Annotated in this window: 25 protein-coding genes; 8 read left to right on the top strand and 17 right to left on the bottom strand. The window is 67.4% G+C overall.

The annotated features are described in order from the left end of the window. Positions 1 to 45: 45 nt before the first annotated feature. Complete coding sequence (locus tag QOZ81_RS06670; RefSeq protein WP_291199737.1) at positions 46 to 603, top strand: OsmC family protein; 558 nt, start codon at positions 46 to 48, stop codon at positions 601 to 603. Between the two features lie 43 nt (positions 604 to 646). On the opposite strand, the gene QOZ81_RS06665 is transcribed toward QOZ81_RS06670, so the two are convergent. The 5 genes from QOZ81_RS06665 to QOZ81_RS06645 form a co-directional block, all read right to left on the bottom strand. Continuing rightward, complete coding sequence (locus QOZ81_RS06665; protein WP_291199740.1) at positions 647 to 1,375, bottom strand: SDR family NAD(P)-dependent oxidoreductase; 729 nt, start codon at positions 1,373 to 1,375, stop codon at positions 647 to 649. Next, positions 1,372 to 1,809, bottom strand: a complete 438-nt coding sequence (locus QOZ81_RS06660; protein ID WP_291199743.1) for a bacteriohemerythrin — start codon at positions 1,807 to 1,809, stop codon at positions 1,372 to 1,374. Before QOZ81_RS06660 ends, QOZ81_RS06665 begins: the two co-directional genes overlap by 4 nt. A gap of 80 nt (positions 1,810 to 1,889) precedes the next feature. Beyond that, on the bottom strand, positions 1,890 to 2,504 hold the full coding sequence (locus QOZ81_RS06655; RefSeq protein ID WP_291199746.1) for a DUF502 domain-containing protein: 615 nt from the start codon (positions 2,502 to 2,504) through the stop codon (positions 1,890 to 1,892). Then, entirely contained in the window at positions 2,504 to 3,148 is a 645-nt protein-coding gene (pgsA, locus tag QOZ81_RS06650; RefSeq protein ID WP_291199749.1) for a CDP-diacylglycerol--glycerol-3-phosphate 3-phosphatidyltransferase, read from the bottom strand. The genes QOZ81_RS06655 and pgsA overlap by 1 nt, the downstream gene beginning before the upstream one ends. Before the next feature lie 37 nt (positions 3,149 to 3,185). Beyond that, entirely contained in the window at positions 3,186 to 3,752 is a 567-nt protein-coding gene (locus QOZ81_RS06645; protein WP_291199752.1) for a hypothetical protein, read from the bottom strand. A 16-nt stretch (positions 3,753 to 3,768) separates the two neighbouring features. Here QOZ81_RS06645 and QOZ81_RS06640 point away from each other — a divergent pair, with 16 nt between their 5' ends. Both QOZ81_RS06640 and speA read left to right on the top strand, forming a co-directional pair. Next, a complete protein-coding gene (locus QOZ81_RS06640; RefSeq protein WP_300715366.1) occupies positions 3,769 to 4,713 on the top strand; it encodes an epoxyqueuosine reductase in 945 nt (314 codons plus the stop codon). Between the two features lie 91 nt (positions 4,714 to 4,804). Next, positions 4,805 to 6,694 carry a biosynthetic arginine decarboxylase gene (gene speA, locus QOZ81_RS06635; protein ID WP_291199758.1) on the top strand — a complete coding sequence of 630 codons (1,890 nt, stop codon included), beginning with the start codon at positions 4,805 to 4,807 and terminating at the stop codon, positions 6,692 to 6,694. Between the two features lies 1 nt (position 6,695). On the opposite strand, the gene QOZ81_RS06630 is transcribed toward speA, so the two are convergent. Then, positions 6,696 to 7,178, bottom strand: a complete 483-nt coding sequence (locus tag QOZ81_RS06630; RefSeq protein WP_291199761.1) for a DinB family protein — start codon at positions 7,176 to 7,178, stop codon at positions 6,696 to 6,698. Positions 7,179 to 7,285: 107 nt separating this feature from the next. Between QOZ81_RS06630 and QOZ81_RS06625 the strand changes: the two genes are divergently transcribed. Then, the gene (locus tag QOZ81_RS06625) at positions 7,286 to 8,173 is read left to right on the top strand and encodes a 3-hydroxyacyl-CoA dehydrogenase family protein (RefSeq protein ID WP_291199764.1); all 888 of its coding nucleotides are present in this window, start codon (positions 7,286 to 7,288) and stop codon (positions 8,171 to 8,173) included. 23 nt (positions 8,174 to 8,196) lie between these two features. Continuing rightward, positions 8,197 to 8,547, top strand: a complete 351-nt coding sequence (locus QOZ81_RS06620; protein WP_291199767.1) for a hypothetical protein — start codon at positions 8,197 to 8,199, stop codon at positions 8,545 to 8,547. 6 nt (positions 8,548 to 8,553) lie between these two features. Here QOZ81_RS06620 and purD read toward each other — a convergent pair whose 3' ends face one another. Continuing rightward, complete coding sequence (gene purD / locus QOZ81_RS06615) at positions 8,554 to 9,858, bottom strand: phosphoribosylamine--glycine ligase (RefSeq protein WP_291199770.1); 1,305 nt, start codon at positions 9,856 to 9,858, stop codon at positions 8,554 to 8,556. Positions 9,859 to 10,105: 247 nt separating this feature from the next. On the opposite strand from purD, the gene QOZ81_RS06610 reads away from it, so the two are divergent. Then, positions 10,106 to 10,675: a hypothetical protein gene (locus QOZ81_RS06610; RefSeq protein WP_291199773.1), complete on the top strand. Its 570-nt coding sequence runs from the start codon at positions 10,106 to 10,108 to the stop codon at positions 10,673 to 10,675. Positions 10,676 to 10,725: 50 nt separating this feature from the next. On the opposite strand, the gene QOZ81_RS06605 is transcribed toward QOZ81_RS06610, so the two are convergent. Beyond that, positions 10,726 to 11,478, bottom strand: coding sequence for a LytR/AlgR family response regulator transcription factor (locus QOZ81_RS06605; protein WP_291199776.1), 753 nt, complete (start codon positions 11,476 to 11,478; stop codon positions 10,726 to 10,728). Then, positions 11,475 to 12,494 (bottom strand): sensor histidine kinase, encoded by a 1,020-nt coding sequence (locus tag QOZ81_RS06600; protein ID WP_291199779.1) that lies wholly within the window; start codon positions 12,492 to 12,494, stop codon positions 11,475 to 11,477. The genes QOZ81_RS06605 and QOZ81_RS06600 overlap by 4 nt, the downstream gene beginning before the upstream one ends. A gap of 221 nt (positions 12,495 to 12,715) precedes the next feature. On the opposite strand from QOZ81_RS06600, the gene tpx reads away from it, so the two are divergent. Continuing rightward, on the top strand, positions 12,716 to 13,261 hold the full coding sequence (gene tpx / locus QOZ81_RS06595; protein ID WP_291199782.1) for a thiol peroxidase: 546 nt from the start codon (positions 12,716 to 12,718) through the stop codon (positions 13,259 to 13,261). Positions 13,262 to 13,309: 48 nt separating this feature from the next. On the opposite strand, the gene QOZ81_RS06590 is transcribed toward tpx, so the two are convergent. From QOZ81_RS06590 to polA, 6 genes are all read right to left on the bottom strand, one after another. After that, positions 13,310 to 13,801: a 3-isopropylmalate dehydratase gene (locus tag QOZ81_RS06590; RefSeq protein ID WP_291199785.1), complete on the bottom strand. Its 492-nt coding sequence runs from the start codon at positions 13,799 to 13,801 to the stop codon at positions 13,310 to 13,312. Between the two features lie 3 nt (positions 13,802 to 13,804). Further along, positions 13,805 to 15,085: a 3-isopropylmalate dehydratase large subunit gene (locus tag QOZ81_RS06585; RefSeq protein WP_291199788.1), complete on the bottom strand. Its 1,281-nt coding sequence runs from the start codon at positions 15,083 to 15,085 to the stop codon at positions 13,805 to 13,807. 15 nt (positions 15,086 to 15,100) lie between these two features. Beyond that, positions 15,101 to 16,300: a CaiB/BaiF CoA transferase family protein gene (locus QOZ81_RS06580; protein ID WP_291199791.1), complete on the bottom strand. Its 1,200-nt coding sequence runs from the start codon at positions 16,298 to 16,300 to the stop codon at positions 15,101 to 15,103. Beyond that, a complete protein-coding gene (locus tag QOZ81_RS06575; protein WP_291199794.1) occupies positions 16,297 to 17,205 on the bottom strand; it encodes a hydroxymethylglutaryl-CoA lyase in 909 nt (302 codons plus the stop codon). Before QOZ81_RS06575 ends, QOZ81_RS06580 begins: the two co-directional genes overlap by 4 nt. A 96-nt stretch (positions 17,206 to 17,301) precedes the next feature. Next, complete coding sequence (locus tag QOZ81_RS06570) at positions 17,302 to 18,420, bottom strand: isocitrate/isopropylmalate dehydrogenase family protein (protein ID WP_291199796.1); 1,119 nt, start codon at positions 18,418 to 18,420, stop codon at positions 17,302 to 17,304. A 152-nt stretch (positions 18,421 to 18,572) separates the two neighbouring features. Beyond that, a complete protein-coding gene (gene polA / locus QOZ81_RS06565) occupies positions 18,573 to 21,371 on the bottom strand; it encodes a DNA polymerase I (protein WP_291199798.1) in 2,799 nt (932 codons plus the stop codon). A gap of 90 nt (positions 21,372 to 21,461) precedes the next feature. Between polA and QOZ81_RS06560 the strand changes: the two genes are divergently transcribed. Then, positions 21,462 to 21,914 carry a cache domain-containing protein gene (locus QOZ81_RS06560; protein ID WP_291199801.1) on the top strand — a complete coding sequence of 151 codons (453 nt, stop codon included), beginning with the start codon at positions 21,462 to 21,464 and terminating at the stop codon, positions 21,912 to 21,914. A gap of 1 nt (position 21,915) precedes the next feature. On the opposite strand, the gene QOZ81_RS06555 is transcribed toward QOZ81_RS06560, so the two are convergent. Together QOZ81_RS06555 and ispH are read right to left on the bottom strand one after the other, a co-directional pair. Further along, a complete protein-coding gene (locus QOZ81_RS06555) occupies positions 21,916 to 22,740 on the bottom strand; it encodes an SDR family oxidoreductase (RefSeq protein WP_291199804.1) in 825 nt (274 codons plus the stop codon). Between the two features lie 68 nt (positions 22,741 to 22,808). Then, complete coding sequence (gene ispH, locus QOZ81_RS06550; RefSeq protein ID WP_291199807.1) at positions 22,809 to 24,530, bottom strand: 4-hydroxy-3-methylbut-2-enyl diphosphate reductase; 1,722 nt, start codon at positions 24,528 to 24,530, stop codon at positions 22,809 to 22,811. Between the last annotated feature and the right edge of the window lie 117 nt (positions 24,531 to 24,647).

Raw genomic sequence — 24,647 nt, 5'->3', positions numbered from 1 at the left:
ATGGGTCGTCCTGCGCCAGGAAGCGTGCTTTCCAAAGGAGGAACCATGGGCAACACCGCAACCATGCACAACGGCGTGAACGTCGAGGAACTCGGCGCCCTCGTGTCCCGGGTCAAGGCGAACCCGGCCCTCGGCAAGTTCCAGTTCCGCTCCAAAGCCAGGTGGATCAACCGGGCCCACTCCCAGAGCACCTTCGATTCCCTCTACGGCGTGGGGGTGAACCACAAGCGGGCCACCCCCCTCTTCCAGGAGTGCGACGAACCCGCGGCGCTCCTCGGAACCGATTTGGCGCCCAACGCGGGCGAAGCAGCGCTGCATGCGCTCAGCTCCTGCATGAGCGTGACCTATGCCTACACGGCCGCCGCCATGGGCATCGACATCTCCAGCCTCAGCTTCGAGCTGGAGACCGACACGGACCTGCGGGGCTTCATGGAACTGGACAAGGATGTCCGCCCCGGACTCTCCCAGATCCGCGTCAAGGTCAACCTCGCCTGCAACGGAACCCCCAAGCAGATCGAGGAGCTCCATGCCCAGGTGCTGAGGACATCCCCCATCTACGACACCCTGCGCAACCCGGTGGACATCAAGGTCACCACCGGCTGAGCGCCTGCTCCGCCCTGACAGCGGTAAGGCCGACGCCGTGGCCCTAGAAGACGGCGTCGGCTCCGCCGTCGAGCGTCATCACCGTCCCTGTCGTCCAGGTGCTCTCATCACTCAGCAGGTGGACGGCCAGGGCGGCAACCTCCTGGGTCGTCCCGAGTCGCCTGAGTGGGTTCACGCCGGACAGCCTTGCCAGCTCCCCCGCGGGATCGGCACTGGCCGCCAGGCGGGCATCCACCATCGGGGTGTGGATGGGCCCCGGGGCGATGGCGTTGCAGCGGATCCCCCGGGGAGCCCACTCCAGGGCCAGCACCTTTGCCAGCATGTGGACGCCGGCCTTGGCCACGCTGTAGGCCGCGCTGTCGGGGATGGCGCGGAGGCCGATGTTGGAACCCACGAGCACGACGCTGGCCGCGTCCTTGAGCCGCGGCCCCAGATGGTGGGCCATCAGCCAGGTCCCCGTCAGGTTGGCGGCCAGCATGGCCTCGAAATCGGAGGTGGAGGTGCCCGCCACCGAACCCGTCTTCAGCGCACCAGCCGCGAGGAACATGCCATCCAGGGCCCCGCAATGATCGGCAAAGGCGGCCACGGCAGCATCCAGCGTGTGATCCAGCACCACATGCTCGGCGTCCGGGAGGGACTCCTGCAGCGCGGCCAGCCGGCGTCCGACCAGGATCAGCTCCGCGCCGTGGTCCCGGAACATCCGGACCGCGGCCCGCCCGATGCCGCTCCCTGCGCCCGTCACCAGGATCCGCTTGCCGGCCAGCGAGGTCACGGCACGATCCCGGATTCTGGCCTTGCCTGGGTGCCGCCGGCATGGTGGACATGCTGGGCCATGCGCCGGTCCTCCTCGTTGATGTGGCGCAGCAGCCAGTCCGTCAGGAAGTCGATGACCTCCTCGGTCAGGGTGGCGGGATTGCCTCTGGCCGCCTCCACCAGCTGTCCCACCCGGGCGCGCATGCGGTCATGGATCGCCTTGTGGCCCGCGAAGCCCGGGTAGTCTGCCACCTGCATCAAGCCCTCCTCCAGGGCGAAGTGCGTCTCCACGTAGTCGGCCAGGAACTGGAGCAGGGGCGGAATCCGGTCATCCGGATGGTTCTCGTGGATCGCGACCAGAAGCGCCTCGAACTGGGCCAGCAACGCCTGGTGCTGCTGGTCGATGAGCGGAATGCCCGTCTCCCAGGCCGGATTCCAGATCACCATGCTCATCGGGCCCCTCCGGTGATGAACGCCTGCTTCAGTCTAGGGAATCTGCACGGGAATCCGGGGGGAAACCCGTAATCCGGCTCTCATCGCCCGCGGAGGACGTCCGGCACCACGACCCCGCCGCTGACGGCCCAGGTCAGGGCCTGGTCCGCGTTGAGGTCCACGGGCCGCACTTTGGAGGCCTCGAGCATGATCACGTAGCCGGAGGTGGGATTGGGCGAGGTCGGGACGTAGACCGCGATCATGCCCTCCCCGCCGGGGACGGCCCAGGAACAATCCCGGCTGGCCACGAAACCCAGGGTGAAGGCCCCTGCGTGCGGCCACTCCACCAGGACCACATCCTTGAAGCTGCCACCCTGCCCCGACTGGATGGCGCCCATGAGCTGGCGGGTGGCGCCGTAGATGGATTTCACGACCGGCACGTGGAGCATCAGCTCGTCGAGCCAGGACAGGACCTGGCGCCCGATGAAGTTGCCCACCAGGGCCCCCACCAGGAGCAGCAGCAGGATCGTGGTCAGGGCCGAGAACAGGGCCAGGCCCCAGGTCGGCGGATCCGGCACGTGGATCTGATGGGCCATCCAGGTCAGGGGACCCCGGAAGATGCCCACCAGGGCCTCGAAGATTGCCTTGAGGATCCAGAGCGTCACCACCAGGGGCAGCAGAGTGAACAGGCCGGCGAGGAGATACTTGCGGAGCATCAGGAATCCTTTGGCCCGGTCAGGTGGCTGTTCTCGGCCATGATGCGCGGCCCCACCACCTTCCAGAAGCCGTGGAAGTAGGAGATGGCGCTCCAGATCGCCAGGATCACGGCACCCCACAGGAGCAGGACGCCCATGCCCCAGAAGAAGCTGTAGGGGCGGTTCAGCTGGATGAAGAAGTGGAAGATCTCCCGCTGGGTCCAGTCATAGAGCCAGTAGTCGAGACGCGGACCGAGGATGAGGCAGGAGATGGCCGCCACCTGGAAGCCCATCTTCCACTTCCCGATGGTGCCCGCGGGGATGGTCAGGCCCTCCTCGCTGGCGATGCCGCGCAGCCCGGTGATCGCGAATTCCCGGGAGAGGATGATGAAGGTCATCCACGCCGGGGCCAGGTTCAGTTCCACCAGGGAGATCAGGGCGCCGGCCACCAGCAGCTTGTCCGCCAGCGGATCCAGCAGCTTGCCCAGGGTCGTCACCTGCTTCCAGCGGCGGGCCAGGTAGCCGTCCAGCCAGTCGGTGATCGAGGCCACCCAGAACACCACCACGCCGATGACCTCATGGTTCGTCACCTTGGTCATGAGCACCACGACCAGGACGGGAACCATCAGGATGCGTGCGAGCGAGAGCAGGTTCGGCAGGTTCATGGGGTGGGGATCGACTCCGCTTCCAGCCTAACGCCTTTTACAGGACGGTCACCCCGCCGCGCGCCAGGAGCTTCTGCCAGCCGCCGTCCGGGACCTGGTCGAACCCGCCAGCCTCCTGTCCGCCATGGGCCAGGCTCGCGGCGGAAAGGTGGACCGGGATGCCCCGGGCCCTCAGGCCCTCCAGGATGCCCACCGCGCCGGGATCGTCCAGCAGCTCCACCGCCTGGTGGGCCAGGCAGAGCCAGGGCGTACCCGGCTCAAGCTGTTCGAGGGTCTCCAACAGCAGGCGTCGGCCCAGGGCACGGTCGCCGGGGGCGAAGGCGGAGCGCAGCAGCAGCACGGGCCGAACCGTCGGAGCCGCGGGCGACACCAGGGGCACCGGCCGGGAAGCCTGGGCCACCTGCAGCTCCCACAGCGCGCCCTGGCGGACCACCCGGACCGCCCGCCCCTGTTTCTCGAGAAATCCCGTGACGTTCACGCGGAGGAGGTCGTCCTCGCCCCGGATGAGCATGGCTTCGCCCGGGTGGTCTGCCAGCAGGCCCCGCAGCTCGAGGAGGGCCTGGAAGACCGTGACATCAAGCAGCTCGAGGGTGAGGATATCCATGGGAGGTGGCCTTCTCGTGCCAGTTGAACACCTGGATCCGCTGGCGTTCAAGGCCTGGCTTCGATCCGAGGCCCTGTCCGCGGGCTTGGCGCGGGTCGGCTTCGCGGCCTGCGAGGCGTTCCAGGCGGAGGAGGCGCGGCTCCAGGCCTGGTTCCAGGAGGGCCGCGGCACCCTCCTGCCTTACTTGGATCCGACAACCCTTTTGGAGCCCAGGGCCCTCTGGCCCCTGGCCCGCACCGCCCTGGTGGGTTTCTTCCCCTACGCCCGGCCCGAGGCCATCCCGGGCTCGGTCCCGGGCAGCCTCAAGCTGAGCCGCTACCTCTGGGGCCCCGACTATCACATGCTCCTGAAGCCCCGGCTGACCCGCTTGCTGGAGGCGGCCCAGGCCCGCTGGCCCGGGCTCGAGGGCCGCGTGTGCGTGGACACGGCCCCCCTGCTCGAGCGCCAGCTGGCGGCCCGGGCCGGGCTGGGCTGGCAGGGCAAGCACACCCTGCTCATCGCCGGCAAGGACGGCTCCTGGGGTTTCCTCGGCGTGCTGCTGCTGTCGGTGGACCTGCCTCCGGACGAGCCCGTGGCCACCGAATTCTGCGGCACCTGCACGGCCTGCCTGGAGGCCTGCCCCTCCGGGGCCCTGGAGCCCTTCCTCCTGGATCCGGCCCGCTGCCTCACCACCTACACCATCGAAACCGAGGCGGAGCCACCCGCCGGGGTGGTTGCCGCCCTGGCCCACAGCCGCTGGGCCGCCGGCTGCGATGCCTGCCAGGAGGCCTGCCCCTGGAACCGGGCGCCGGTCTGGGGCGACCCGGCCCTCTGGGGCGGTCCGAGCCCGCTCCACACCCGTTCTGCGGATGAATTGCCCCGAGGCGCCGCCCAGTGGCGGAAGCTCACCCGGCGGACCGCCCTGAGGCGCGTGCGGGACCGCCACTGGCGGGCCACCCTGACTCGGATCCTCGGCCCGTGATTTTTCATTGGAAGTGTTTGGCTTTTGCCCATATAAACGAACTTCCGGCCAAAGGTGGCCGCCCCGGTTTGAGGAGGCCCCTCGGATGCCCATGAAGCACTGGACGGTCCAGGACGCCGCGAGCCTGTACGGCATCCGCGAGTGGGGAAACGGCTACTTCGGCATCAACGCCAAGGGCCATCTGGAGATCACCCCCACCAAGGACGAGTCCCTGAGTTGCGACGTCTACGAGATCGTCCAGCACCTCAAGAAGAAGGGCATCCGCACTCCCGTGAACCTCCGCTTCCCCCAGGTCCTGGCCCACCGGGTGATCGAAGTGAACGAGGCCTTCCGCCACGCCATCATCGAGTTCGGCTACGAGGGTGGCTACCAGGGCGTCTACCCGGTGAAGACCAACCAGACCAAGGAAGTGGTCGAGGAGATCATCCGGGCCGGGAACAAGTACCACTACGGCCTGGAGGCGGGCTCCAAGCCCGAACTGATGATCGCGCTCAGCCTCGACCTCCACCCCGAGGCTCTGGTGCTGTGCAACGGCTACAAGGACGAGTCCTTCATCCGCATGGCCCTGCTGGCCCGCAAGGCCGGGCGCAAGGTGGTCATCACGGTCGAAAAGATGACCGAGCTGCCTCTCATCCTCAAGGTGGCCAAGGAACTCAAGGTCGAGCCCCTCATCGGCCTGCGGGCCAAGCTCAACGCCCAGGGCTCGGGCAAGTGGGAGACCAGCGCCGGCGACCACGCCAAGTTCGGCCTCACCACCCGCGAGATCCTCGACGCCATCGAGGTGCTGGAGAAGCGCGACCTGCTGGACAGCGTCATCGAGCTGCACTTCCACATCGGCAGCCAGATCACGGACATCCGCAAGATCAAGTCGGCCATGAAGGAGGCTACCCGCATCTACGCCAAGCTCCGCAAGATGGGCGTGCCCATCCGCTACCTCAACGTGGGCGGCGGCCTCGGCGTGGACTACGACGGCTCCAAGACCACCTTCAGCAGCTCCATGAACTACACCATCTCCGAGTACGCCGCCGACGTGGTCTACACCACCAAGGACATCTGCGCCCAGGAGCAGGTGCCCATGCCGGACCTGCTCAGCGAGTCGGGCCGCGCCATCGTGGCCTACCACCAGGTGGTGGTGGTGGACATCATCGGCCTCATCGACACCACGCACACGAAATACACCGTGACGCTCACGGGCAACGAACCCCAGATCCTAAAGGAGCTGGCCTACACGCGGGACAACATCTCTATCAAGAACTTCTCGGAGATGTACCACGACGCCATCACCCAGAAGGACGAGATGCTCACGCTCTTCAACCTGGGCTACCTGGGTCTGGAGGACCGCAGCAAGGGCGAGACACTGTTCTGGGAGGTCTGCCGCAAGCTCTCGCGCATCCTCAGCAACAAGAGCCTGAAATACGTGCCGGAGGAGTTCCAGGACCTCAACAAGAGCCTGGCCGACAAGCTCATCGCCAACTTCAGCATCTTCCAGTCCATGCCCGACCACTGGGCCATCGAACAGCTCTTCCCGGTGATGCCCATCCACCGCCTGAAGGAGAAGCCGGGCCTCTCCGCCACGCTCTGCGACATCACCTGCGACAGCGACGGCAAGATGGAGAAGTTCATCGACCTGAAGGACGTGCGCGACGAGATCCCGCTCCACGAGCCCCGGGGCGGCGAATCCTACTACGTGGCCTTCTTCCTGACCGGCGCGTACCAGGACATCCTGGGCATGCGGCACAACCTGTTCGGGGCGCCCAACGAGGCGCACATCATGGTCCACGAGGACGACACGTTCAAGGTCCAGCACATCGTCAAGGGCGACACGGTGGACCACGTCCTGCGCAGCGTCCACTACGATCCCGACGTGCTGATCCAGGGCCCCCAGACCAAGCGGCGGGCCAGCGTCAAGAACGACGCCGCCGAGGCCCTCCGCACCCTTCTCACCGAGGAGCGGAACCTGCACACCTATCTGGAGATCTGATTCACCGGGTCCAGCGCGCCTCGGGCTTCTGCTTCCAGAGCCAGATGATGTAGTCCACATTCTTGGGCACGGCGCCCAGGGCCTTCAGCCGGGCCATGTTCTGGCCACGGTGGTGCTGGCTGTGCAGGCAGACCTGCAGGAGCGCATCGGAGACCGAGACCACGCAGGGGGGATCCGGAAACCAGGGCACCCGGACGGTGCGGGCCAGCGAGTCCGCATCCAGCCCGTGGCCCAGGGCCTTGAAGACCTGGTGGACGACCTCGCACCGGCCCTTCAGCTGCTGGAAGTCCGGCAGGGGCCGCTCGGGGAAGAGTACGGGGTCCCCCTTCAGGACCTTCAGGAAGGCCTCCTGGGTGGTCACCAGATGGTCGGTCCGGGTCCGCAGCTCCTCATCCTCCAACAACGCGGAACCCTCCCAGGCCCGGAAGAACATCGCGTCCGCCCAGGCGTGGTGGCCGAGCAGGTCCTTCAGCGGGCCGATCATGGTCCCCCCATCGCTGGGCGGATTCTACCGGAGGTCATACCCCCGGGGATCCGGGATTTCCCGGACAATGGGCCCAGGTCATCCCCTACAGCCACCTGGAGGAACGAATGGACATCCATCGCGTCGGCGTCGTCGGCTGCGGACTCATGGGCTCGGGCATCGCCCAGTGCGCGGCAGAATCCGGGTGCGAAGTCTGGGTGAAGGAGGCCGACGAGGCCCTGCTGACCCGGGGCCTGGCCCGCGTCCACGGCGCCTGGGACCGGGCCGTGGCCAAGGGCAAGGCGACGGATGCGCAACGGGACACCTGGACCGGGAACTTGCGAGGCACCCTCGCCTTCCCGGACCTGGCCACCTGCGACCTGGTGGTGGAGGCCATCCCGGAGCGGCTCGACCTCAAGCTGCAGACCTTCGCCGAGCTCGACCGCGTGCTGGGCGCCTCGGCCCTCCTCTGCACGAACACCTCCAGCCTCTCCGTGGCCCAGCTCAGCCCCGTCCTGGCGCCCCACCGCCTGCCCCGCCTCGCCGGACTGCACTTCTTCAACCCCGTGCCGGCCATGCCCCTGGTGGAGGTCATCCGCACCCTCGCCACGGAGGAGAACACCCTCGCCTCCCTGCGGACCTTCGTCCAGCAGCTCGGCAAGACTGCCGTCATGGCCCCAGATGCGCCCGGGTTCATCGTGAACCGCCTGCTGGTGCCCTACCTGCTGGACGCCATGCGCTGCGCCGAGCAGCGGCTGGCCAGCGTGGAGGACATCGACACCGGCATGAAGCTGGGCTGCGGGCACCCCATGGGGCCCCTCCACCTCAGCGACTTCATCGGCCTCGACACCATGCAGAGCGTGGCCGAGGTGCTGTTCGAGGCCTTCGGCGAGCCGCGGTTCAAGGCGCCCGCCCTACTCCGGCAGCTGGTCGCCTCCGGCCGGCTGGGACGCAAGACCGGCTCGGGGTTCTACCGCTGGGAGGGCGAGAAGCGCCAGGAGGCCATGCCTCTTTGACCCACTCCGGGTAGGCTGGCGGCATGCTCGACCTCCTGCTGATCCCCGCCGCCCTGCTGCTGGCGTTCGCCCTGGGAGCCGTCCGCCGGGGTGAGCATCGGCTGCATGGCCACCTGATGACGGCCGCGTTCACCTTCATCGGCCTGCGCGTCCTGCTCCATCCCCGCGCACTCAGGCCCCAGCACTTCGCCCTCTGGCTCGCGACCCTCGGTCTGGCCGGCACCACGCTCCTCCTCGGCCGGAAGGCCCTGGCCTGGCGGGAAGCGCGCAGCACTCAAACGGTCTATCCCCGCGTCCACCGGACCATGGGCGCCTTGACCCTGATCGGGTTGGCCTTGACCACCCTCGTGTGGCTGCTTCGCAACCGGACCTAGGCGAGTTCACCAGGGGTCTTGAACGGTCCTGCCCGCCTCCGCGTGCCTTAGGGCCTTGAGGCCGATGTCGCGGCGGACCTGCATGCCGGGCCAGTGGACCTCGGGCAGGGAGGCCTCGATCACGGCGCGGGCCGCGGCCAGGTCCGGCGCCGAGGTGGCCAGGTTCAGCACCCGGCCCCCGTTCGTGAGCCACTGTCCATCCTGCTTCCGGGTGCCCGCATGGATGAGCGTGGCTTGGGGATTCCCGATGGTGATGGACACGCCCTTCCTGGCGCCCTCGGGATAATCCTCCGCCGCCAGCACCACGGCGATGGCGGTGTGGGGCTTGAGCTTCAGGTCCCGGGAAGCGAGTCGGCCCTCGGCCACCTCCAGCAGCAGGGCCGCCAGGTCCTCGTCCAGCAGCTGCATGAGCACCTGGGTTTCGGGATCGCCGAAGCGGACGTTGTATTCGAGCAGCTCGGGGCCCTTGGCCGTCCACATGACGCCCAGGAACAGAACGCCGCGCCCGGTCAGGCCATCTTTCTGGAGGCCTCGCACCGTGGGTTGCACCAGGTCCACGCGCATGCGCTCGATGTCACCGGAGTGCAGGAAGGGCAGCGGTCCGAAGGCACCCATGCCGCCGGTGTTGGGTCCCCGGTCCTGTTCGAAGATGCGCTTGTGATCCTGGCAGGCGGGGAGCAGGGCGTAGGCGGCATGGTCGGCGTCCACGTCCACCAGCACGTGCAGGGACAGCTCCATGCCCACCAGGGGCGCTTCGAAGACCACCGTGCGGCTGGCGTCCCCGAACTGCCCGGCCATGAAGGCGCGGAAGGTGTCCAGCGCCTCGGCCTCGCTCTGGGCCAGCACCACGCCCTTGCCCGCAGCCAGGCCATCGGCCTTCAGCACGATGGGGAAGCCGTGGGACCAGGAGCCGATCAGCGCCTCGCCGGTGGCCAGGTCGGATACGGTGTGGCTGGCGGCGCAGGGGATGCCATGCCTTGACATGAAATCCTTGGCAAAGGCCTTGCTGCCCTCCAGCCTCGCCGTGGCCGCATCGTGGCCGAAACAGGGGATCCCGAGCGCCCGGACCGCGTCCGCGACCCCGGCGACGAGCGGAACCTCGGGCCCGGCCACGACCAGATCCGGGTGGTGGAGCGCGCACCACTCGGCGACGCTGGCGGGCTGCTCGAGGTCCAGCTCCACTCGCTGGCCCAGCTCGGCCAGGGCATCGCTGCCTGGCGCCGAGACCAGCTCCACGGGCGTCGCCGAGGCCCTGAGCTTCAGGGCCAGTGCGTATTCCCGGCCGCCGGAGCCGAGGAGCAGGATCTTCATGGAACCTCCTGGGGCTTCCAGTATCGCCGAGCCAGACGGTGGCCGGGGTCCGAATGCCCCGGACGGCTCACCCCAATGGACGCTCCTCTTGCCGTGCCGGGCGTCGCCCCGCCCCAGGATCCTGGCTGGGGGGCCAGCCCCTCCCCATCCTGGTGGGCGTCATCCCCCGCCCGTCGGATCGCCGCTCCGGGCCCCATCCTATCCAGCCGCCGAAGGGGATGCCGGTGGCCCACAGTCCGGAGGCACCATGAACCGCCTTTCCATGTCGCTCAGTGTGGCCGCCCTCGCGCTGGCCAGCCTCGCCCTTTCCGCGGAGGATTTCCAGCCGCTGATGAAGACCACCCAGGCCACCTGGCCCGAGAAGCGCCACATCGGCGTGATCTGCAACTACCGGGCGAACGAAGCCCAGGTGTGGGCCCTGGCCAGGGCTGCCGGAGAGGGCGCCCTCATCACCGTGGTGGACGCCCGCACGGCGGACCAGTCCGGCGCCGCGGCCCTCCTCCTGGCCAACCAGAAGGCCGACTACCTCGTCCTCATGCCCGGAGACCGCTATTTCCGTGACGGTTCCTTCGCCGCGACGGTGGCCGTGAACCACCTGGCAAGCCGGGGTGTGCCCGCCATCGGCACCACGCCCGTGGCCCTGAAGCAGGGGGCCGTCTTCAGCGTGGGCGACGGCACCGAGGGCCAGATCCTCGTCACGGACCGGCTCATCGGCACCGTGGACGTGATCCTGCCGGATCCCAAGGCCAGCGAGAAGGCCAGCCTGGTCCTGCGGCGGGAGGGCATGGCCACCGTCTCGGTGCGCGCCGCCGAATGACCGCCAGCCATCAAAGAAAAAGCCCGGCGCCGCCGGGCTTTTTTGGTGGTTCAGAGCCACTCCCCGAACTGGTCCCGGAAGGTGCGGCTCAGGGTCAGCTTGGTGCCGTCCCGCATGATCACCAGGTGGTCCCCGCCGGACCAGGGCTGGAATTCCTTGATGCAGTCCAGGTTCACGATGGCGGAGCGGTGGATGCGGCGGAACTGGGCCGGATCCAGACGACCCAGGACCCCCGTCATGGTCTGGCGGAGCAGGTGGGAGGTGCCCTCCACGTGCAGGCGCACGTAGTTGTCCTCGGCCTCGATCCACTGGATGGCGGCGGTCCGGACCAGGACGTGCCGGTCGCCCTGCTTCACCAGCAGGCGGTCCACCCAGGGCCGCTCCTGGCGGAGGCCATCGATGAGAGCCTCCAGGTTGGGGCCGGTCCCATCCTTCTGGTGGATGCACCAGCGGCGGGCCCGCTCCAGGGCCTGGTGGAAGCGCTCCACCGAGAAGGGCTTCAGGAGGTAGTCGAGGGCATGGACCTCGAAGGCGCGGAGGGCATGCTGGTCGTAGGCGGTGATGAAGAGGGTGGGCGGCATGGCCTCGGCGCCCACGGCCTCCACCACCCCGAAGCCATCGAGCTCGGGCATCTGGATGTCCAGGAACACCAGGTCCGGCTTGAGGTCCTCGATGGCCTTCACCGCCTCGAGGCCATTGCCACATTCCCCCGCCACGTCGATGTCCGTGGCCCTGCGCAGCAGATGCCGGATCCGCTGCCGGGCCAACGGTTCGTCATCCACCACCAGGGCCCGGAGGTTCAAAGGTCACCACCGGGCGGATCGATGGGCAGGCGCAGGACGACCAGGGTTCCCCGGCCGGCGGCGCCGAGAAGGTCCAGCTGCCCCCTGCCCTTGTAGAGCAGGCCCAGGCGGGATCTCACGTTGGCCAGGCCGACGCCTTCCCGGCCCGGCACGAAGCCCTCGCCATCGTCCTGGACTTCCAGGACCAGGCTGCCGGGCTCCCGGCGGCCCCGGATCGTCAGGGTCCCGCCTTGCGGCCGATCGGCCAGTCCGTGTTTCAGGGCGTTCTCCACCAGGGGCTGGAGGATGAAGCTCGGGACCCGGAGTTCCATCAGGTCGGCCGGAATCTGGACCTCGACCCGGAGCCGGTCCTGGAAGCGGATCTGCTCGATGGCCAGGTAGTCCTGGATGAAGGCCAGCTCCCGCCGGAGCGTCAGCAGCTGCTCGTGCGGGGCGTCCAGGGTGGTCCGGAGGAAGTCCCCCAGGCGGCTGATCATCTCATCCGCCCCATCGGGATTCGAGTGGACCAGGGCCGAGATGGAGTTGAGCGTGTTGAAGAGGAAGTGGGGTTGCAGCTGCATGCGGAGGGCCAGGTTCTGGGCCTCTGCGAAGCGGGTCTCCAGGCGGGCGGCCTCCACCTCCCGGGCCTTGTACTTCCGGTAGATCCTCAGGCCGTGGAAGGCCGCCACCACCGCCCACATGAAGAGCAGGTTCGTGTGGAAGTAGGCCCGGTAGAAGCGGGGCAGGCCCTTCAACACCATGGCCAGGTCCAGGGGCTTCTTCCATTCGTCGGACTGCACCCACAGGGAGATCAGGTAGGCGAGGAAGAGGCCCAGGGCGGCCACGGCCACGCTGGCCAGCAGGTGGAGCGCCCAGACCCGCCAATGGGACCAGGCCAGGGTCTCGATGGGCCTTCGGTTGGCGAGCCAGAGCAGGAAGAGGCCCAGCAGGCCCCAGGTTCCGTTCTGGAGCAGGTTCAGCACCAGCATGCGGAAAATCGAAGCCGAGGGGTACATGGCCAGGTCCCAGCTGGCCATGTAGAGCCCCATCAGGGCCCAGATGCCCCAATACCACCCCCACTTCGGTTGCACTCGTTCCATACCCCAAAGCCTAGATGAGTGAACGGGTTCCCACCAGCGATCCAGGGGCGAGGCGAGGGTTCCGGGGGGTGACCCGCAGGTCGAGCGGATACCTGGGTCAGGAATGCCTCCCATCACGGCGGTCTTGGGAGTAGCATGGCCCCGCCGGGAGGTTCCACATGGCCACCATCACCCTGAACGGTAACCCCACCCACACCTGCGGAGAGCTGCCGCTCGTCGGCCATGCCACCCCCTCCTTCACCCTCACCCGCAAGGACCTGAGTGAAGTCAGCAGTGTGGATCTGGCGGGCCAGCGGGTGATCCTCAGCATCTTCCCCAGCCTGGACACTTCCACCTGCGCGGAGAGTGTCCGGAAGTTCAACCACCTGACGGCCGACCTCCAGGACGCGGTGATGCTGTGCGTATCCATGGACCTGCCCTTCGCCCAGTCCCAGTTCTGCGGGGCTGAGCACCTGGAGCGGGTCGTGCCCGCCTCCGCCTTCCGGCATCTCGACTTCGGCACGGCCTTCGGCGTCACCCTCATTGATGGCCCCATGCGCGGCCTCCTTGCCCGGGCCGTGGTGGCCCTGGACGAGAACGGAACGGTGGTGCACACGGAGCTGGTGTCGGAGCTCACCCGGGAACCAGACTACGACCTGGCCATCCACGCCATCCGGAACCGGCACCACCCCTGTCCCGAAGACGCGCTTGAGAGCTCCGAATAGAGGAAGATGGCCGGTGATCCCACCGGCCCTCTTCCTGTTCTGGGTCGCTCAGGCCCTGGCCATCAGCCGGGCGCGGGTGTAGGGAATCAGCCCCCCCGCATCCATGATGCCCTTGCGGGCGGCGGGCAGCTTCACCTGCTCGAAGGCCTTGCCCGTGGTCTTGTTGAGCACCTGATCCGCGGTGATCTCCAGCTCGTCGCCTTCGCTGGCCTCGATGCTGGGGCAGATCACGACCTGCAGGCCCAGGTTGATGCTGTTCTGCAGGAAGATGCGCGAGATGCTCTTCGCCACCACGGCCACCTCGTGGCCCTTCAGCGTGGAGCAGGCCTGCTCGCGGCTGGAGCCGCAGCCGAAGTTCTCGCCGCCCACGATGATGGAGCCCGCGGGGAAGGCCTTGGCCTTGAGCTGAGCATTGAACTCCGTGCGGTCGAAGAAGGCGAACTGGGGCGTCTCCGTGGGCAGCACCGTGGCCATGAAGCGGCCCGGATAGATGTCATCCGTGCTGATGTCGTTCTCGAGCTTGATGATGACCTTGGACATGGTTCAGCCCTTTCGCGGATCGGTGATGACGCCGGTGATGGCAGAGGCCGCGGCCACCACGGGGCTGCAGAGGTAGACCTCGCCCGTGGGGTTGCCCATGCGGCCCTTGAAGTTGCGGTTCGTGGTGCTGAGCGCCACCTCGTTATCGCCCAGGGCGCCCTCGTGGACGCCGAGGCAGGGGCCACAGCCGGAGTTCATCACCACGGCGCCGGCCTTCATGAAGTCGTGGATGTAGCCCATGTCCAGGGCCTTCGCGAAGATCTTGCTCGACGCCGGGAACACCAGCATGCGGGTGCCTTCCGCGACCTTCTTGCCCCGCAGGATGGCGGCAGCATCCGCCAGATCGTCCAGGCGGCCGTTGGTGCAGCTGCCGATGACGATCTGCTGGACCTTGGTGCCGACCACGTGCTCGATGGACTTCACGTTGTCCACCATGTGCGGGCAGGCGATCTGGGGGGCCAGGGCTGACACGTCGATCTCCACGGTCTGCACGTAGGTGGCATCCGCATCCGGCGTGACGCAGGGGATGGCTTCCGTGACGCCCGCCTCTTCGCGAAGGTAGCGGACCGTCTCCTCGTCGCCGGGCACGATGCCCGAGGTGGCACCGGCTTCCACGCTCATGTTGCAGATGGCGATGCGGCCGCTGGTGCTCATGTTGCGGATGGTCTCGCCGTGGAACTCCAGCACCTTGAAGTTGGCACCCTGGGCCGTGAGCTTGCCGATGAGGTGCAGGATCAGGTCCTTGGGGCCCACCATGGGCGGGAACGCGCCCTTCACCACCACCTTGATGGTGGCGGGCACTTCGATGTTCACGGCGATGCCCAGGCTCCAGGCCGAGGCCATCTCCGTGGCGCCCACCCCGAAGCTGAAGGCGCCCAGGGCGCCGTGGCTGGTGGTGTGGGAGTCCGTGCCCAGCACCACGAAGCCTGGCCGCACGTAGCCGTACTCGGGGAGGATCTGGTGGCAGATGCCCCCCACGTCGCCGCGCACGTCGTGGAACTTGGTGATGCCGTTGGCCGCCACGAAGCCGCGGATCTTCTTGTGGTTGGTGGCGGTCTTCGGCGATTCCGCCGGGACGCGGTGGTCGAAGATGATGGCGATGCGGGAGGGGTCCCACACCTTGGGTTCGATCCCCGTGCCCTGGAACACCTCCTGGAACTGGTTGATCACCAGCGCCGCGTTCTCATGGGACATGGCGAGGTCCACCTTGGGCTCCACCACGTCGCCGACCTTCACGGATGCCTGTCCCGCTGCGCGGGCCAGGATCTTTTCAACAACTGTCATGCCCATGGGAACCTCCTAGATGACGCCTTTGGCTTTCAGTTCAGCTTGCTCTGCTTCCGACAGGCCCAGGGCCCCGAAGATCCTCGCATTGTGCTCGCCCAGGGTCGGCGGCGGCGCATCCACCGAGCCCGGCGTCTTCTCGAACAGCGCCGTGAGCCCGAAGACCTCCACGTCGCCCACGCCCGCCACGGTCACCTTCTGGAGCACCTGCCGGTGCTGCACCTGGGGCTGGCGCAGGGCGTCCTCCAGGCTGAGGATGTCGCCGCTGGGCACATCCTTGGCGTTCAGTGCCTCCACCCAGTGCGCGGTGGGCCGCTGGGCCAGCTTGGCCTCCAGCAGTGGCGTAAGGGCCTTGCGATTCTTCTTGCGAGTGTCGCGCTCCTGGAACCGGGGATCCGTCTTCAGCTCGGGGACCTCCAACACGTCGCAGACCGCCTCCCACTGCTCCTGCTTGTTGGCCGCAATGTTGATGTGGCCGTCCTGAGTGCGGAAGGTGCCGCTGGGCGCCGCCGTGAAGTTGTCGTTGCCCATGAGCACCGGCTGCTCGCCGCCGATGAGCAGGTTGGCCGCCACCCAGCCCATGAGGGGCATGATGCTGTCCAGCAGCGCCACGTCGATGAACTGGCCTTCGCCTGTGCGCTCGCGGTGGAAGAGGGCCGCCATCACGGCGAAGGCCGCGTTGAGACCGCCCACCGTGTCGCAGACGGGAAAGCCCGTGCGGAGGGGATTCAGACGCTCGTCGCCGTTCACCGCCATCTCACCCGACAGGCCCTGGATGATCTGGTCGTAGGCGGGCTTGAGGGCATCGGGGCCCGTCTGGCCGAATCCCGAAATGGCGCAGTAGATGAGCTTCGGATTGATCTCAGCCAAGGTCCTGTAGCCCAGGCCCAGCCGATCCATGACGCCGGGGCGGAAGTTCTCCACCACCACATCGGCGTCCTTCACCAGCTTGCGGAAGAGCTCCTTGCCCTCCGACGACTTGGTGTTGAGCGTGATGGACAGCTTGTTGCAGTTCTGGGCCAGGAAGCTGGTGCCCATGAGCTGCTTGTTCAGCCCAGGCACGATGCCCAGCTTGCGGGCCAGGTCCCCATCCTTGGGGTTCTCCACCTTGATGACCTCGGCGCCGAGCAGCGCCATGTGGAGCGTCGTGAAGGGGCCGGACAAGACGTTCGTGAGGTCCAGGACCTTGATGCCTTCGAGAATCTTCCTGCTCATGCGGTGACCTTCGCTTGAATGGGACCGGTCTTGTAGACGCAGCCGGGCAGTTCACGACCGAAGTGCCGGGCCACATCCCTGGTGATGCCCACCAGCGCCGCCAGGTCGATGTCCAGGCGCTGCCCGGTGCGCTGGAGGCCGTGCACCAGATCCTCGGTGGCGACGTTACCCGCGGCGACCTTCGTAAAGGGGCAGCCACCGAGGCCGCCGAAGCTGGTCTCGATGGCCTTGGCTCCGGCCTCCATGGCCGCATAGACGCTGGCCATGCCCAGGCCATAGGTATCGTGGATGTGGGCCGTGATCTCGGCGGCCGGATCCAGCTCCAGCACCTTCTGCACGTAGCGCCGAACCTGGGCGGGATGGGCGTGGCCCGCCGTGTCCGCCAGGCTGATGGAGGTCAACCCTGCCTCCAGATAGGCGGCCACGATGGCCAGCACGCGAGCCTCATCGATGGCGCCTTCGAAACCGCAGCCAAAGGCGCTCTGCACGCTCACCTGCACCTTGCGGCCGACCTTCTTCGCCTCGAGAGCCGTGGCGACGATGCGGCGGGTGGCATCCTCGGTGCTCATGCCCGTGTTCTTGCGGCTGTGGGTGTCAGAGGCCGACACGCCCATGCAGATGAGATGGACGCCCACCTCCAGGGCCCGTTCGAGCCCCTTCTCGTTGAGCACCAGACCCGACAGCATGGCCCGGTGGGTTTCCTTCGAGAGAATGCGGAACAGCTCGTCCGTGTCCGCCATCTGGGGCATCTTGTCGCCCCGCACGAAGGAGCCCACCTGGACGATGTCCACGCCGGATGCCGCCACGCGGCGGATCCAGTCGAGCTTGACCTCCGTCGGCACCACGGCGGATTCGGCCTGGAGGCCATCGCGGGGACCGACTTCGTGGATGAGGATCTGCTTCATAAGCGGACTCTTTTCTTTAACCGCAGATGACGCAGATGGCGCAGATAAAAACTTCAGAACTGCATCTGCGAAATCTGCATCATCTGCGGTTTCAATTTATAGCTTTCGGGCAATCGCTTCGCCCATGTCGAGCGTGGTGGCGCTGCCGCCCATGTCGTAGGTGCGGACCTTGCCCTCGGCGATGACGGCGGCAGTGGCGGCTTCGAGGCGGGCGCCCTTCTCGGTCTCGCCCAGCCAGTCCAGCATCATCTTGGCGGCCAGGATGGTGGCGATGGGGTTCACCTTGTACTGGCCGGCGTACTTCGGCGCGCTGCCGTGGCTCGGTTCGAACACGGCCAGCTTCTCGCCGATGTTGCCGGAGCAGCCGAAGCCCAGGCCGCCCACCATCTGGGCCGCCAGGTCGCTGATGATGTCGCCGAAGAGGTTGGTGGCCACCATCACGCCGTAGTTCTTGGGGTTCTTCAGCATCCACATGGTGATGGCATCGACGTTGGCGTCGTCCATCTCGATGCCCGGATATTCCTTGGCGATGCGCTTGCCGGTCTCCAGGAACATGCCCTCGGTGGCGCGCACCACGTTGGCCTTGTGGATGACCGTGACCTTGGGATAGCCGAACGTCTTCGCGTATTCGAAGGCGGCGCGGATGATGCGGTCGCAGCCCTTCTGCGTGTTCACCTTGCAGGTGATGGCGAACTGGTCGCCGGGGATGTCGGCGAAGTGGCCGAAGGGCTTGCTGAGCTTCCGCAGGCTCTCCTTCAGCTCGTCGGGCACGGGGCTGAATTCCACGCCGGCGTAGAGATCCTCGGTGTTCTCGCGGAACACCACCATGTCGATGCCTTCCTTGTAGTTCAGGGGATTGCCGGGGTAGGCCTTGCAGGGCCGCAGGCAGGTGAAAAGGTCGAACATCTGGCGCATGCGGACGATGGGGCTGCGGTAGATGAGGCCCTTGCCCTTGAGCTCGGGCACCAACTCGGCCTCGGCGTCTTTCACGGGCTTGGAGGTGATGGCGCCGAACATGGCGGCGTGGCTGCTGTGGAGCAGGTCGATGGTGCGCTGAGGGAAGGACTCGCCCTCCTTGCACCAGAACTCCCAGCCGATGTCGCCATGGGTGTACTTGGCATCGAACTTCAGGGCATCGAGGCAGATCTTGGCCGCCTCCATGACTTCGACGCCGACGCCGTCACCGGGCAACCACGCGATGTTGAACTGGCTCATGTTGGGCTCCTGCAGAAGGGGACTGGGGCTGCGGTGCGCCAAAGCACCGGACCCGCCAATGATGACCTCCCCGTTAAATTCGGACCCGGACAGCCATCACAAAACCCCCCGAAATCGCATGATCCGGGGAGCCTGCCCGACAAAGTGTCAAATCACTTGCAGGCCAGCCAGCTGTCTCCAGTCCTGACCTCGGCGGCCAGCTTCACGCCCAGGGCTCCGAGGTCGTCGGCGCCCTCCATGGCCTCCTTCAGCAGGGCCGAAGCACGCTCCACTTCCTCCGGCGGGGCCTCCATCAGCAGCTCGTCGTGAACCTGCAGCAGCAGCCGCGCCTTCAGGCCTGCGGCCTGGAGGCTGCGATGCAGGCGCACCATGGCCCGGCGCATCAAGTCCGCCGCGGTGCCCTGGATGACGGTGTTCACCGCTTCTCGCAGGCCCCCGGCCTGGAAGCGCTTGTCACTGCTCTGCAGCTCCGGGATGCGGCGGATGCGGCCCCAGTGGGTGCGGACCAGGCCTTCGGCGATGGCCCGGGCCTTGGTGGTCTCGATCCACTCCGCCACCTTGGGCATGCGCTCGAAATAGCGCTCGATGAAGGCCTTGGCCTCCTTCTGACTGACGCCGATGTTGGCGGCGAGGGCGAAGGCCCCCTGGCCGTAGAGCAGGCCGAAATTGACCGCCTTGGAGGCGCTGCGCTGGTCCGAGGTGACCTGGTCCATGGGGACGTTGAAGACTTCCGAGGCGGTGCGGCGGTGGATATCCTCGCCGGCCTCGAAGGCGCCCAGCAGCACGGGGTCCTCCGCCACGGCCGCCACCACCCGCAGCTCGATCTGGCTGTAGTCCGCGTCCAGCAGCACCCAGCCAGGCTCGGGCACGAAGGCGCCGCGGATGGCGCGGCCCTCCTCCGTGCGGATGGGAATGTTCTGCAGGTTCGGATCGTTGGAGGCGAGGCGGCCCGAGGCCACCACCGCCTGGTGCAGCTTGGTGTGCACACGACCCGTCACGGGATTCACCATCTGCGGCAGGGCCTCCACGTAGGTGCCCAGCAGCTTCACCATCTGGCGGTGGCGCAGCAGCTCCCGGGCGATCTCGGCGTCGTGCCTGGTGGCCAGCTCCTCCAGGGTCTCCTCGTCGGTGCTGGGCACCTTGGTCTTGCCCGTGTACTTCACGGGCTGGTAGCCCAGCTTGCCAAAGAGGATGGCCCCCAGCTGGGTGGGGCTGTTGAGGTTGAAGGGCTCGCCGGCGAGTTCGAGAACCCGGGCTTCGGCCCGCTTCCGCTCACCGTTCATCTGCACGCCGAGCTTGGAGAGGACCTCAAGGTCGAGCCTGACTCCGTGCCCTTCCAGGGCCGCGAGGACCTCCACCAGGGGCAGATCCACCTCCTCGTAGAGCCGCTTCAGCTGGTCATCGGGGAAGGTCGCCCGCAGCTTGTCGCAGAGCTGCAGGGCGAGGTCGGCATCCTCGGCGGCGTACTGCACGGCGTGGTCGAAGTCGGCTTCGTCGAAGCGCTTCTGGGCCTTGCCCTTGCCCACCACCTCCTCGAAGGCGATGGGCTTCACGTCCAGCAGGCGGACGGACAGATCATCCAGGTTGTGGCGGACGCCGCTCTCCAGCAGGAAGCTCAGGATCATGCTGTCATCGGCCAGGCCAACCACCGGCAGACCGTGACGGGCCAGGACCTGGAGGTCGTACTTGAGGTTCTGGCCGCACTTCCCGACGGCGGGGTCCGCCAGCAGGGGGGCCAGGATGCGCCGGGCCTCCGCAAAGGGAAGGTTCCGGGAATCCAGGTGGGGCGCCAGCTCCGCGAAGAAGGCCGCCGCATCGCCCCGAAGGTCGAGCAGGGCCTCCGGCAGGCCGCTGTCGGGCAGCAGCCCGGGCAGCGAACCCTCCGTATCCGCCGTCGCGGGCTTGAGGTGGGCCAGGGGCACGTAGAGCCCCTCATTGGGCGCCCAGGCCAAACTCAGACCCACGAGGTGGCCCCGCGTGGGATCGATGCTGGTGGTTTCGGTATCCAGGCCGAACCGGCCGGCGGCCCGGCAGGCGGCCACGGCCGCTTCGAGATCGCCGAGGGTGGCCGCCGACCGGTATTTCCGCGCGCTGCCCGCCTGCTCGGCGCTCTGGGTGAACTCCTTGGTGAGGGATTGGAAGCCCAGCTCCTTGAAGGTTTCGCGGGCCTTGGCCTCGTCCACGCCGGGATAGGCCAGGTCTTTGGGATGCAGGGCGAGGTTGAGGTCCGTCACCACGGTGACGAGGCGCTTCGTGAGGTCCAGCCACTCGGAAGCGGTTTCGAGCCCTTCGCGCTGCTTGGGCTTCAGCTCCGCCTTGGAGGCGATCACCCCGTCGAGGCTGTGGAACTTTTCCAGCAGGAGCGCGGCGCCCTTCTCGCCGATGCCGGGCACGCCCTTCACGTTGTCGGAGGCGTCGCCCACCAGGCTGAGGAAGTCCACCACCTGCTCAGGCCACACGCCCATGCGGGCCTTCACGCCCTCGCGGTCGTGCCAGACCTCGCCGTCCTTGGTGTTCAGCACTTGGATGCGGAGGTCATCGTCCACCAGCTGCAGCAGGTCCTTGTCCGGACTGACGATGACGGCCGGCAGGCCCATGGCTGCGGATTCCCGCGCCAATGTGCCCATGACGTCGTCGGCCTCGTAGCCGTGCAGCTCCACGATGGGGATGTTCAGGGCCTCCACCAGCTGCCGGATCATCGGGATCTGCGGGCGCAGGTCCTCGGGCATGGCATCCCGGTTGGCCTTGTACTCCGGATAGATCTCGTGCCGGAAGGTGGGTTCCGGCGTGTCGAACACGCAGGCGATGTGCGTCGGCTTGTGCTTCTCCAGCAGCTGCAGCACCAGCCGCGTGAACGTGTACGCCGCCCCGTTCTTCAGCCGTGGATTGGCGAAGTAGGCCCGAAAAATGAAGGCGAAGGTATCGATCAGGTAGAGGCGGTCTTCGGACATGTCTCCAGTCTGGCAGGGCGGGCCGGAAATCAAGCCCCCCGGCCGCCTGGACGATACGGTTGGCGCACCACCTACCTGGGGGAGTCCGCCATGAACCTGCGATCCATCCTGACCATCGCCACCATCTGCCTGGCCGGCACCCTTCAGGCCCAGGATCAGAAGCCGAAGGCCCAGGCCCTCGTCAAGGAGGCCGTGGCCTTCGCCAAGAAGAACGGCAAGGACGCCCTCCTGAAGGAGACCAACCAAGGCCAGGGACGCTTCCACGTGAAGAGCGGCGATGACCTCTACATCTTCATCTACGACATGGCGGGCGTCTGCCAGGCCATCGGCTTCCAGAGCCAGATGGTGGGCGTGAACCGCTGGGGCGTGAAGGACCCGGACGGGAAGCTCTTCCTCCAGGAGATGATCAACCTCGCCAAGACCAAGGGCAGCGGCTGGGTGGACTACAAGTACCCCAACCCCAAGAGCGGGAAGATCGAGGCCAAGACCTCGTACGTGGAGTCCCTGGACGGCTGGATGGTGGGCTGCGGCATCTACAAGTAGCTCAAGCCAGGCCGTAGAAGCGGCGCATCACCTTCTCCCACCAGGCCGCCGGCAGCAGGGCCTTCAGCTTGCCAACCCAGAAGGCATCCCAGCCCACCGTTACCCGGCGCGGCGGTCGTTCGGCATCGAGGGCGCGGAGCAGCTTGCGCGCGCAGGCCTCCGCGTCCATGCCATAGCGCTCCGCCTGCCGGTTCCGCCCTTGCAGGTAGTGGGCGAGGACGGCCTCGTACCGCGTGCCCCGGGCCCGCTCCGGCAGGTCCCCCCAGGCCCTGGCCAGGGTGTCGCGGAACGCGGTCCGGACGGCCCCCGGCTCCACCAGCACCACGGCCACCTCGCGGCCCACCTCCAGCCGCAGGCTTTCCGTCAGGGCCACCACGGCATGCTTCGAGGCGTTGTAGGGCCCGGCCAGGGGGATGGACAGGCGCCCGAGCATGGAGGCCACCTGCAGGATCCGCGCGCCGGGCTCGCGGCGCAGCAGGGGCAGGAAGGCGTTGGTCACCATGTGCAGGCCAACGACATTGGTCTCGAACTGCGCCCGGAGTTCCTCCGGACGGATGAGTTCCAGGGGACCCACCTGGGCGTACCCGGCGTTGTTCACCAGGGCCTTGAGCGGCAGGTCCGCGCAGGCAGCGGCCGCCGCGGCGATGCTGGCGGCATCGGTCACGTCCAGCGGCAGGACGCGCAGGTCCTCTCCCGGCGGCAGCTCCGCCAGGGAATCTGGGTTCCTGGCTGTGGCCACCACGCCCCAGCCCGCCTCGCGGCAGAGCGGCACCAGAGCCCGCCCGATGCCCGTGGAACAGCCCGTGATGAGGACCCAGTGGCGCATCCGTCCATCCTTTCACATCCTGCAAACGGGGCGCCGTTGGCGCCCCGTTTGCAGCCATGGCTCTGGCCTCAGACCAGGGCCAGCAGCCCCACCAGGTAGAAGCTGAAGTCCACGCTCAGTTCAAAGCGGTTCTTCCCGGTCGTGAAGCGCTCATGGTAGAGCCACAGGTAGAGCACCGGGTAGGCGGCACAGGTGACCAGCACCAGGGCCACGGCCAGCGGATGGCCCTGGCTCCGGTTTTCGTAGGTCAGCCAGAGGGTGCCCGCCAGCAGGGTCCCCAGCAGGGCGATGAGCACGACCTTGGTGGCGCGCTTGCCCAGCAGGATCGGCAGGGTCTCCTTGCCCACGATCTGATCGTTCTGCATGTCGCGGAATTCATAGATCACCGTGCGCACGAAGGCCAGGACCCCCACCAGGAAGACCGCCGCGAAGGCCCGCAGGTCCCAGGTCCGCCCCTCCTGCCAGACCGGGGTGATGACGGCCACCGTGGCCAGGGCCAGGGACACCACCACATCCTTGGATCCGGGGATGCTCCGCAGGCTGATCTCCCGGTGGCCCACGCGGAAACGCCGCTTGTAGGCCGCTCCCACCAGACTTGCCCCCAGGACGACCGTCAGCACCTTCACGCCCAGGCTGGCGGCCAGCCCCAGGGTGATCACCAGCGCCGCGGTGGCGGAGATCAGCAGGACGTTCCGGTGGCGCTCGAGAAACCGGGCCCGCGCCGGGCCTTTGGCTCCGAGGCCGAGCGGGTCCAGGAAGGGGCTGAGCAGGTACATGGCCACCACGTAGGCCGCCGTCAGGACGGGATAGCGCCAGCCCAGGGGCAGGCCGAGCCAGCGGTGGACGCCCAGGGTCATCAGCCCGGCCCCCACGGCCATCAGGGAGGAACTGCCGTAGGCTCCCTGCAGGAAGCTGCGCCACCGGCTGGGACCGTCGCCCAGCTGCTCGAGCACGTCCACCACCTCGTCCACCAGCCAGGTGGGCGTGGAGGCTCCCGCCAGCACGCCCACGGTCTCCTGGCCGGTGAAGCCGCCCAGATCCAGCTCCGAGGCGGTCTCCACGTACTGGACGGGCTTGCCGTAGTGCTGGGCCAGCTCGGCCAGGTGCTTGGTGTTGCTGGAGGCCTTGCCGCCCACGACGATCACCACGTCCACGGTCCGGGCCAGTTCCCCGGCCTCGTCCTGGCGCATCCAGGTGTCCTCGCAGATGGTGTTCTCCAGGACCGCCTCGCCCGCGCGGTTCCGGATGTAGTCGCTGATGACGTGGTAATCCTTCACCGTGAAGGTGGTCTGGGCCACCACCAGAACTTTCCGCAGCTGCTCGTCCGTCAGGGCCTCGGCTTCGGCCAGGTTCGAGACGATCACCGAACCACTCTCCGCGAAGCTGCGGTGGGCCACGCTCTCGGCATGGCCGTGACTGCCCAGGATCACCGTGAAGTAGCCCTTGGGGCTCCACTTCTTGATCTTGTGGTGGACCTTGGCCACCTCGGGGCAGGTGGCGTTCACGATCTTCAGCTCGCCCCTGGCCTGCCGTTCCTTGAGGCCCCGCAGGTCCTGGATGGGGATGCCGTGGGCCCGGATCACCACCGTGCCGTTCTGCACCTTGTCCGGCGCCTCCGCCACGGCCACGCCCCGCTTCCCGATGAGGTCCAGGGCCTGGGGATTGTGGATGAGCGGGCCCAGCGTCTGCACGACGCGGCCGTCGTTGCGCACCGAGGCCTCCAGCACCGCGTCCATGGCGCGCTTGACGCCCCAGCAGAACCCCGCGGTCTTGGCGACGATGACCTTCATCCCGACTCCACAATCCTGACCAGGTTTGTCAGGTTACTTATCATACCGCCAGCAGGGCGTCGACGCACGGAGCGATGGACCGGGCCGGGTCTAGCTGTCTCAACATCCAAGAAGCCT

Source organism: Geothrix sp. (assembly GCF_030219325.1).
Taxonomy (GTDB): Bacteria; Acidobacteriota; Holophagae; order Holophagales; family Holophagaceae; genus Geothrix.
The sequence above is the reverse complement of the archived record's forward strand: the minus strand, read 5'-3'. Positions and strand labels throughout refer to the sequence as shown.

Excerpts from the sequence above, each read along its gene's own strand:
- QOZ81_RS06575 (WP_291199794.1), bottom strand. The coding sequence starts at position 17,205 with ATGAAGCAGATCCTCATCCACGAAGTCGGTCCCCGCGATGGCCTCCAG.
- QOZ81_RS06570 (WP_291199796.1), bottom strand. The coding sequence starts at position 18,420 with ATGAGCCAGTTCAACATCGCGTGGTTGCCCGGTGACGGCGTCGGCGTC.
- QOZ81_RS06670 (WP_291199737.1), top strand. The coding sequence starts at position 46 with ATGGGCAACACCGCAACCATGCACAACGGCGTGAACGTCGAGGAACTC.
- QOZ81_RS06625 (WP_291199764.1), top strand. The coding sequence starts at position 7,286 with ATGGACATCCATCGCGTCGGCGTCGTCGGCTGCGGACTCATGGGCTCG.
- QOZ81_RS06660 (WP_291199743.1), bottom strand. The coding sequence starts at position 1,809 with ATGAGCATGGTGATCTGGAATCCGGCCTGGGAGACGGGCATTCCGCTC.
- QOZ81_RS06585 (WP_291199788.1), bottom strand. The coding sequence starts at position 15,085 with ATGACAGTTGTTGAAAAGATCCTGGCCCGCGCAGCGGGACAGGCATCC.
- pgsA (WP_291199749.1), bottom strand. The coding sequence starts at position 3,148 with ATGAACCTGCCGAACCTGCTCTCGCTCGCACGCATCCTGATGGTTCCC.
- QOZ81_RS06610 (WP_291199773.1), top strand. The coding sequence starts at position 10,106 with ATGAACCGCCTTTCCATGTCGCTCAGTGTGGCCGCCCTCGCGCTGGCC.
- QOZ81_RS06590 (WP_291199785.1), bottom strand. The coding sequence starts at position 13,801 with ATGTCCAAGGTCATCATCAAGCTCGAGAACGACATCAGCACGGATGAC.
- QOZ81_RS06580 (WP_291199791.1), bottom strand. The coding sequence starts at position 16,300 with ATGAGCAGGAAGATTCTCGAAGGCATCAAGGTCCTGGACCTCACGAAC.
- tpx (WP_291199782.1), top strand. The coding sequence starts at position 12,716 with ATGGCCACCATCACCCTGAACGGTAACCCCACCCACACCTGCGGAGAG.
- purD (WP_291199770.1), bottom strand. The coding sequence starts at position 9,858 with ATGAAGATCCTGCTCCTCGGCTCCGGCGGCCGGGAATACGCACTGGCC.
- QOZ81_RS06620 (WP_291199767.1), top strand. The coding sequence starts at position 8,197 with ATGCTCGACCTCCTGCTGATCCCCGCCGCCCTGCTGCTGGCGTTCGCC.
- QOZ81_RS06655 (WP_291199746.1), bottom strand. The coding sequence starts at position 2,504 with ATGCTCCGCAAGTATCTCCTCGCCGGCCTGTTCACTCTGCTGCCCCTG.
- speA (WP_291199758.1), top strand. The coding sequence starts at position 4,805 with ATGAAGCACTGGACGGTCCAGGACGCCGCGAGCCTGTACGGCATCCGC.
- QOZ81_RS06630 (WP_291199761.1), bottom strand. The coding sequence starts at position 7,178 with ATGATCGGCCCGCTGAAGGACCTGCTCGGCCACCACGCCTGGGCGGAC.
- QOZ81_RS06560 (WP_291199801.1), top strand. The coding sequence starts at position 21,462 with ATGAACCTGCGATCCATCCTGACCATCGCCACCATCTGCCTGGCCGGC.
- ispH (WP_291199807.1), bottom strand. The coding sequence starts at position 24,530 with ATGAAGGTCATCGTCGCCAAGACCGCGGGGTTCTGCTGGGGCGTCAAG.
- QOZ81_RS06555 (WP_291199804.1), bottom strand. The coding sequence starts at position 22,740 with ATGCGCCACTGGGTCCTCATCACGGGCTGTTCCACGGGCATCGGGCGG.
- QOZ81_RS06645 (WP_291199752.1), bottom strand. The coding sequence starts at position 3,752 with ATGGATATCCTCACCCTCGAGCTGCTTGATGTCACGGTCTTCCAGGCC.
- QOZ81_RS06600 (WP_291199779.1), bottom strand. The coding sequence starts at position 12,494 with ATGGCCAGCTGGGACCTGGCCATGTACCCCTCGGCTTCGATTTTCCGC.
- polA (WP_291199798.1), bottom strand. The coding sequence starts at position 21,371 with ATGTCCGAAGACCGCCTCTACCTGATCGATACCTTCGCCTTCATTTTT.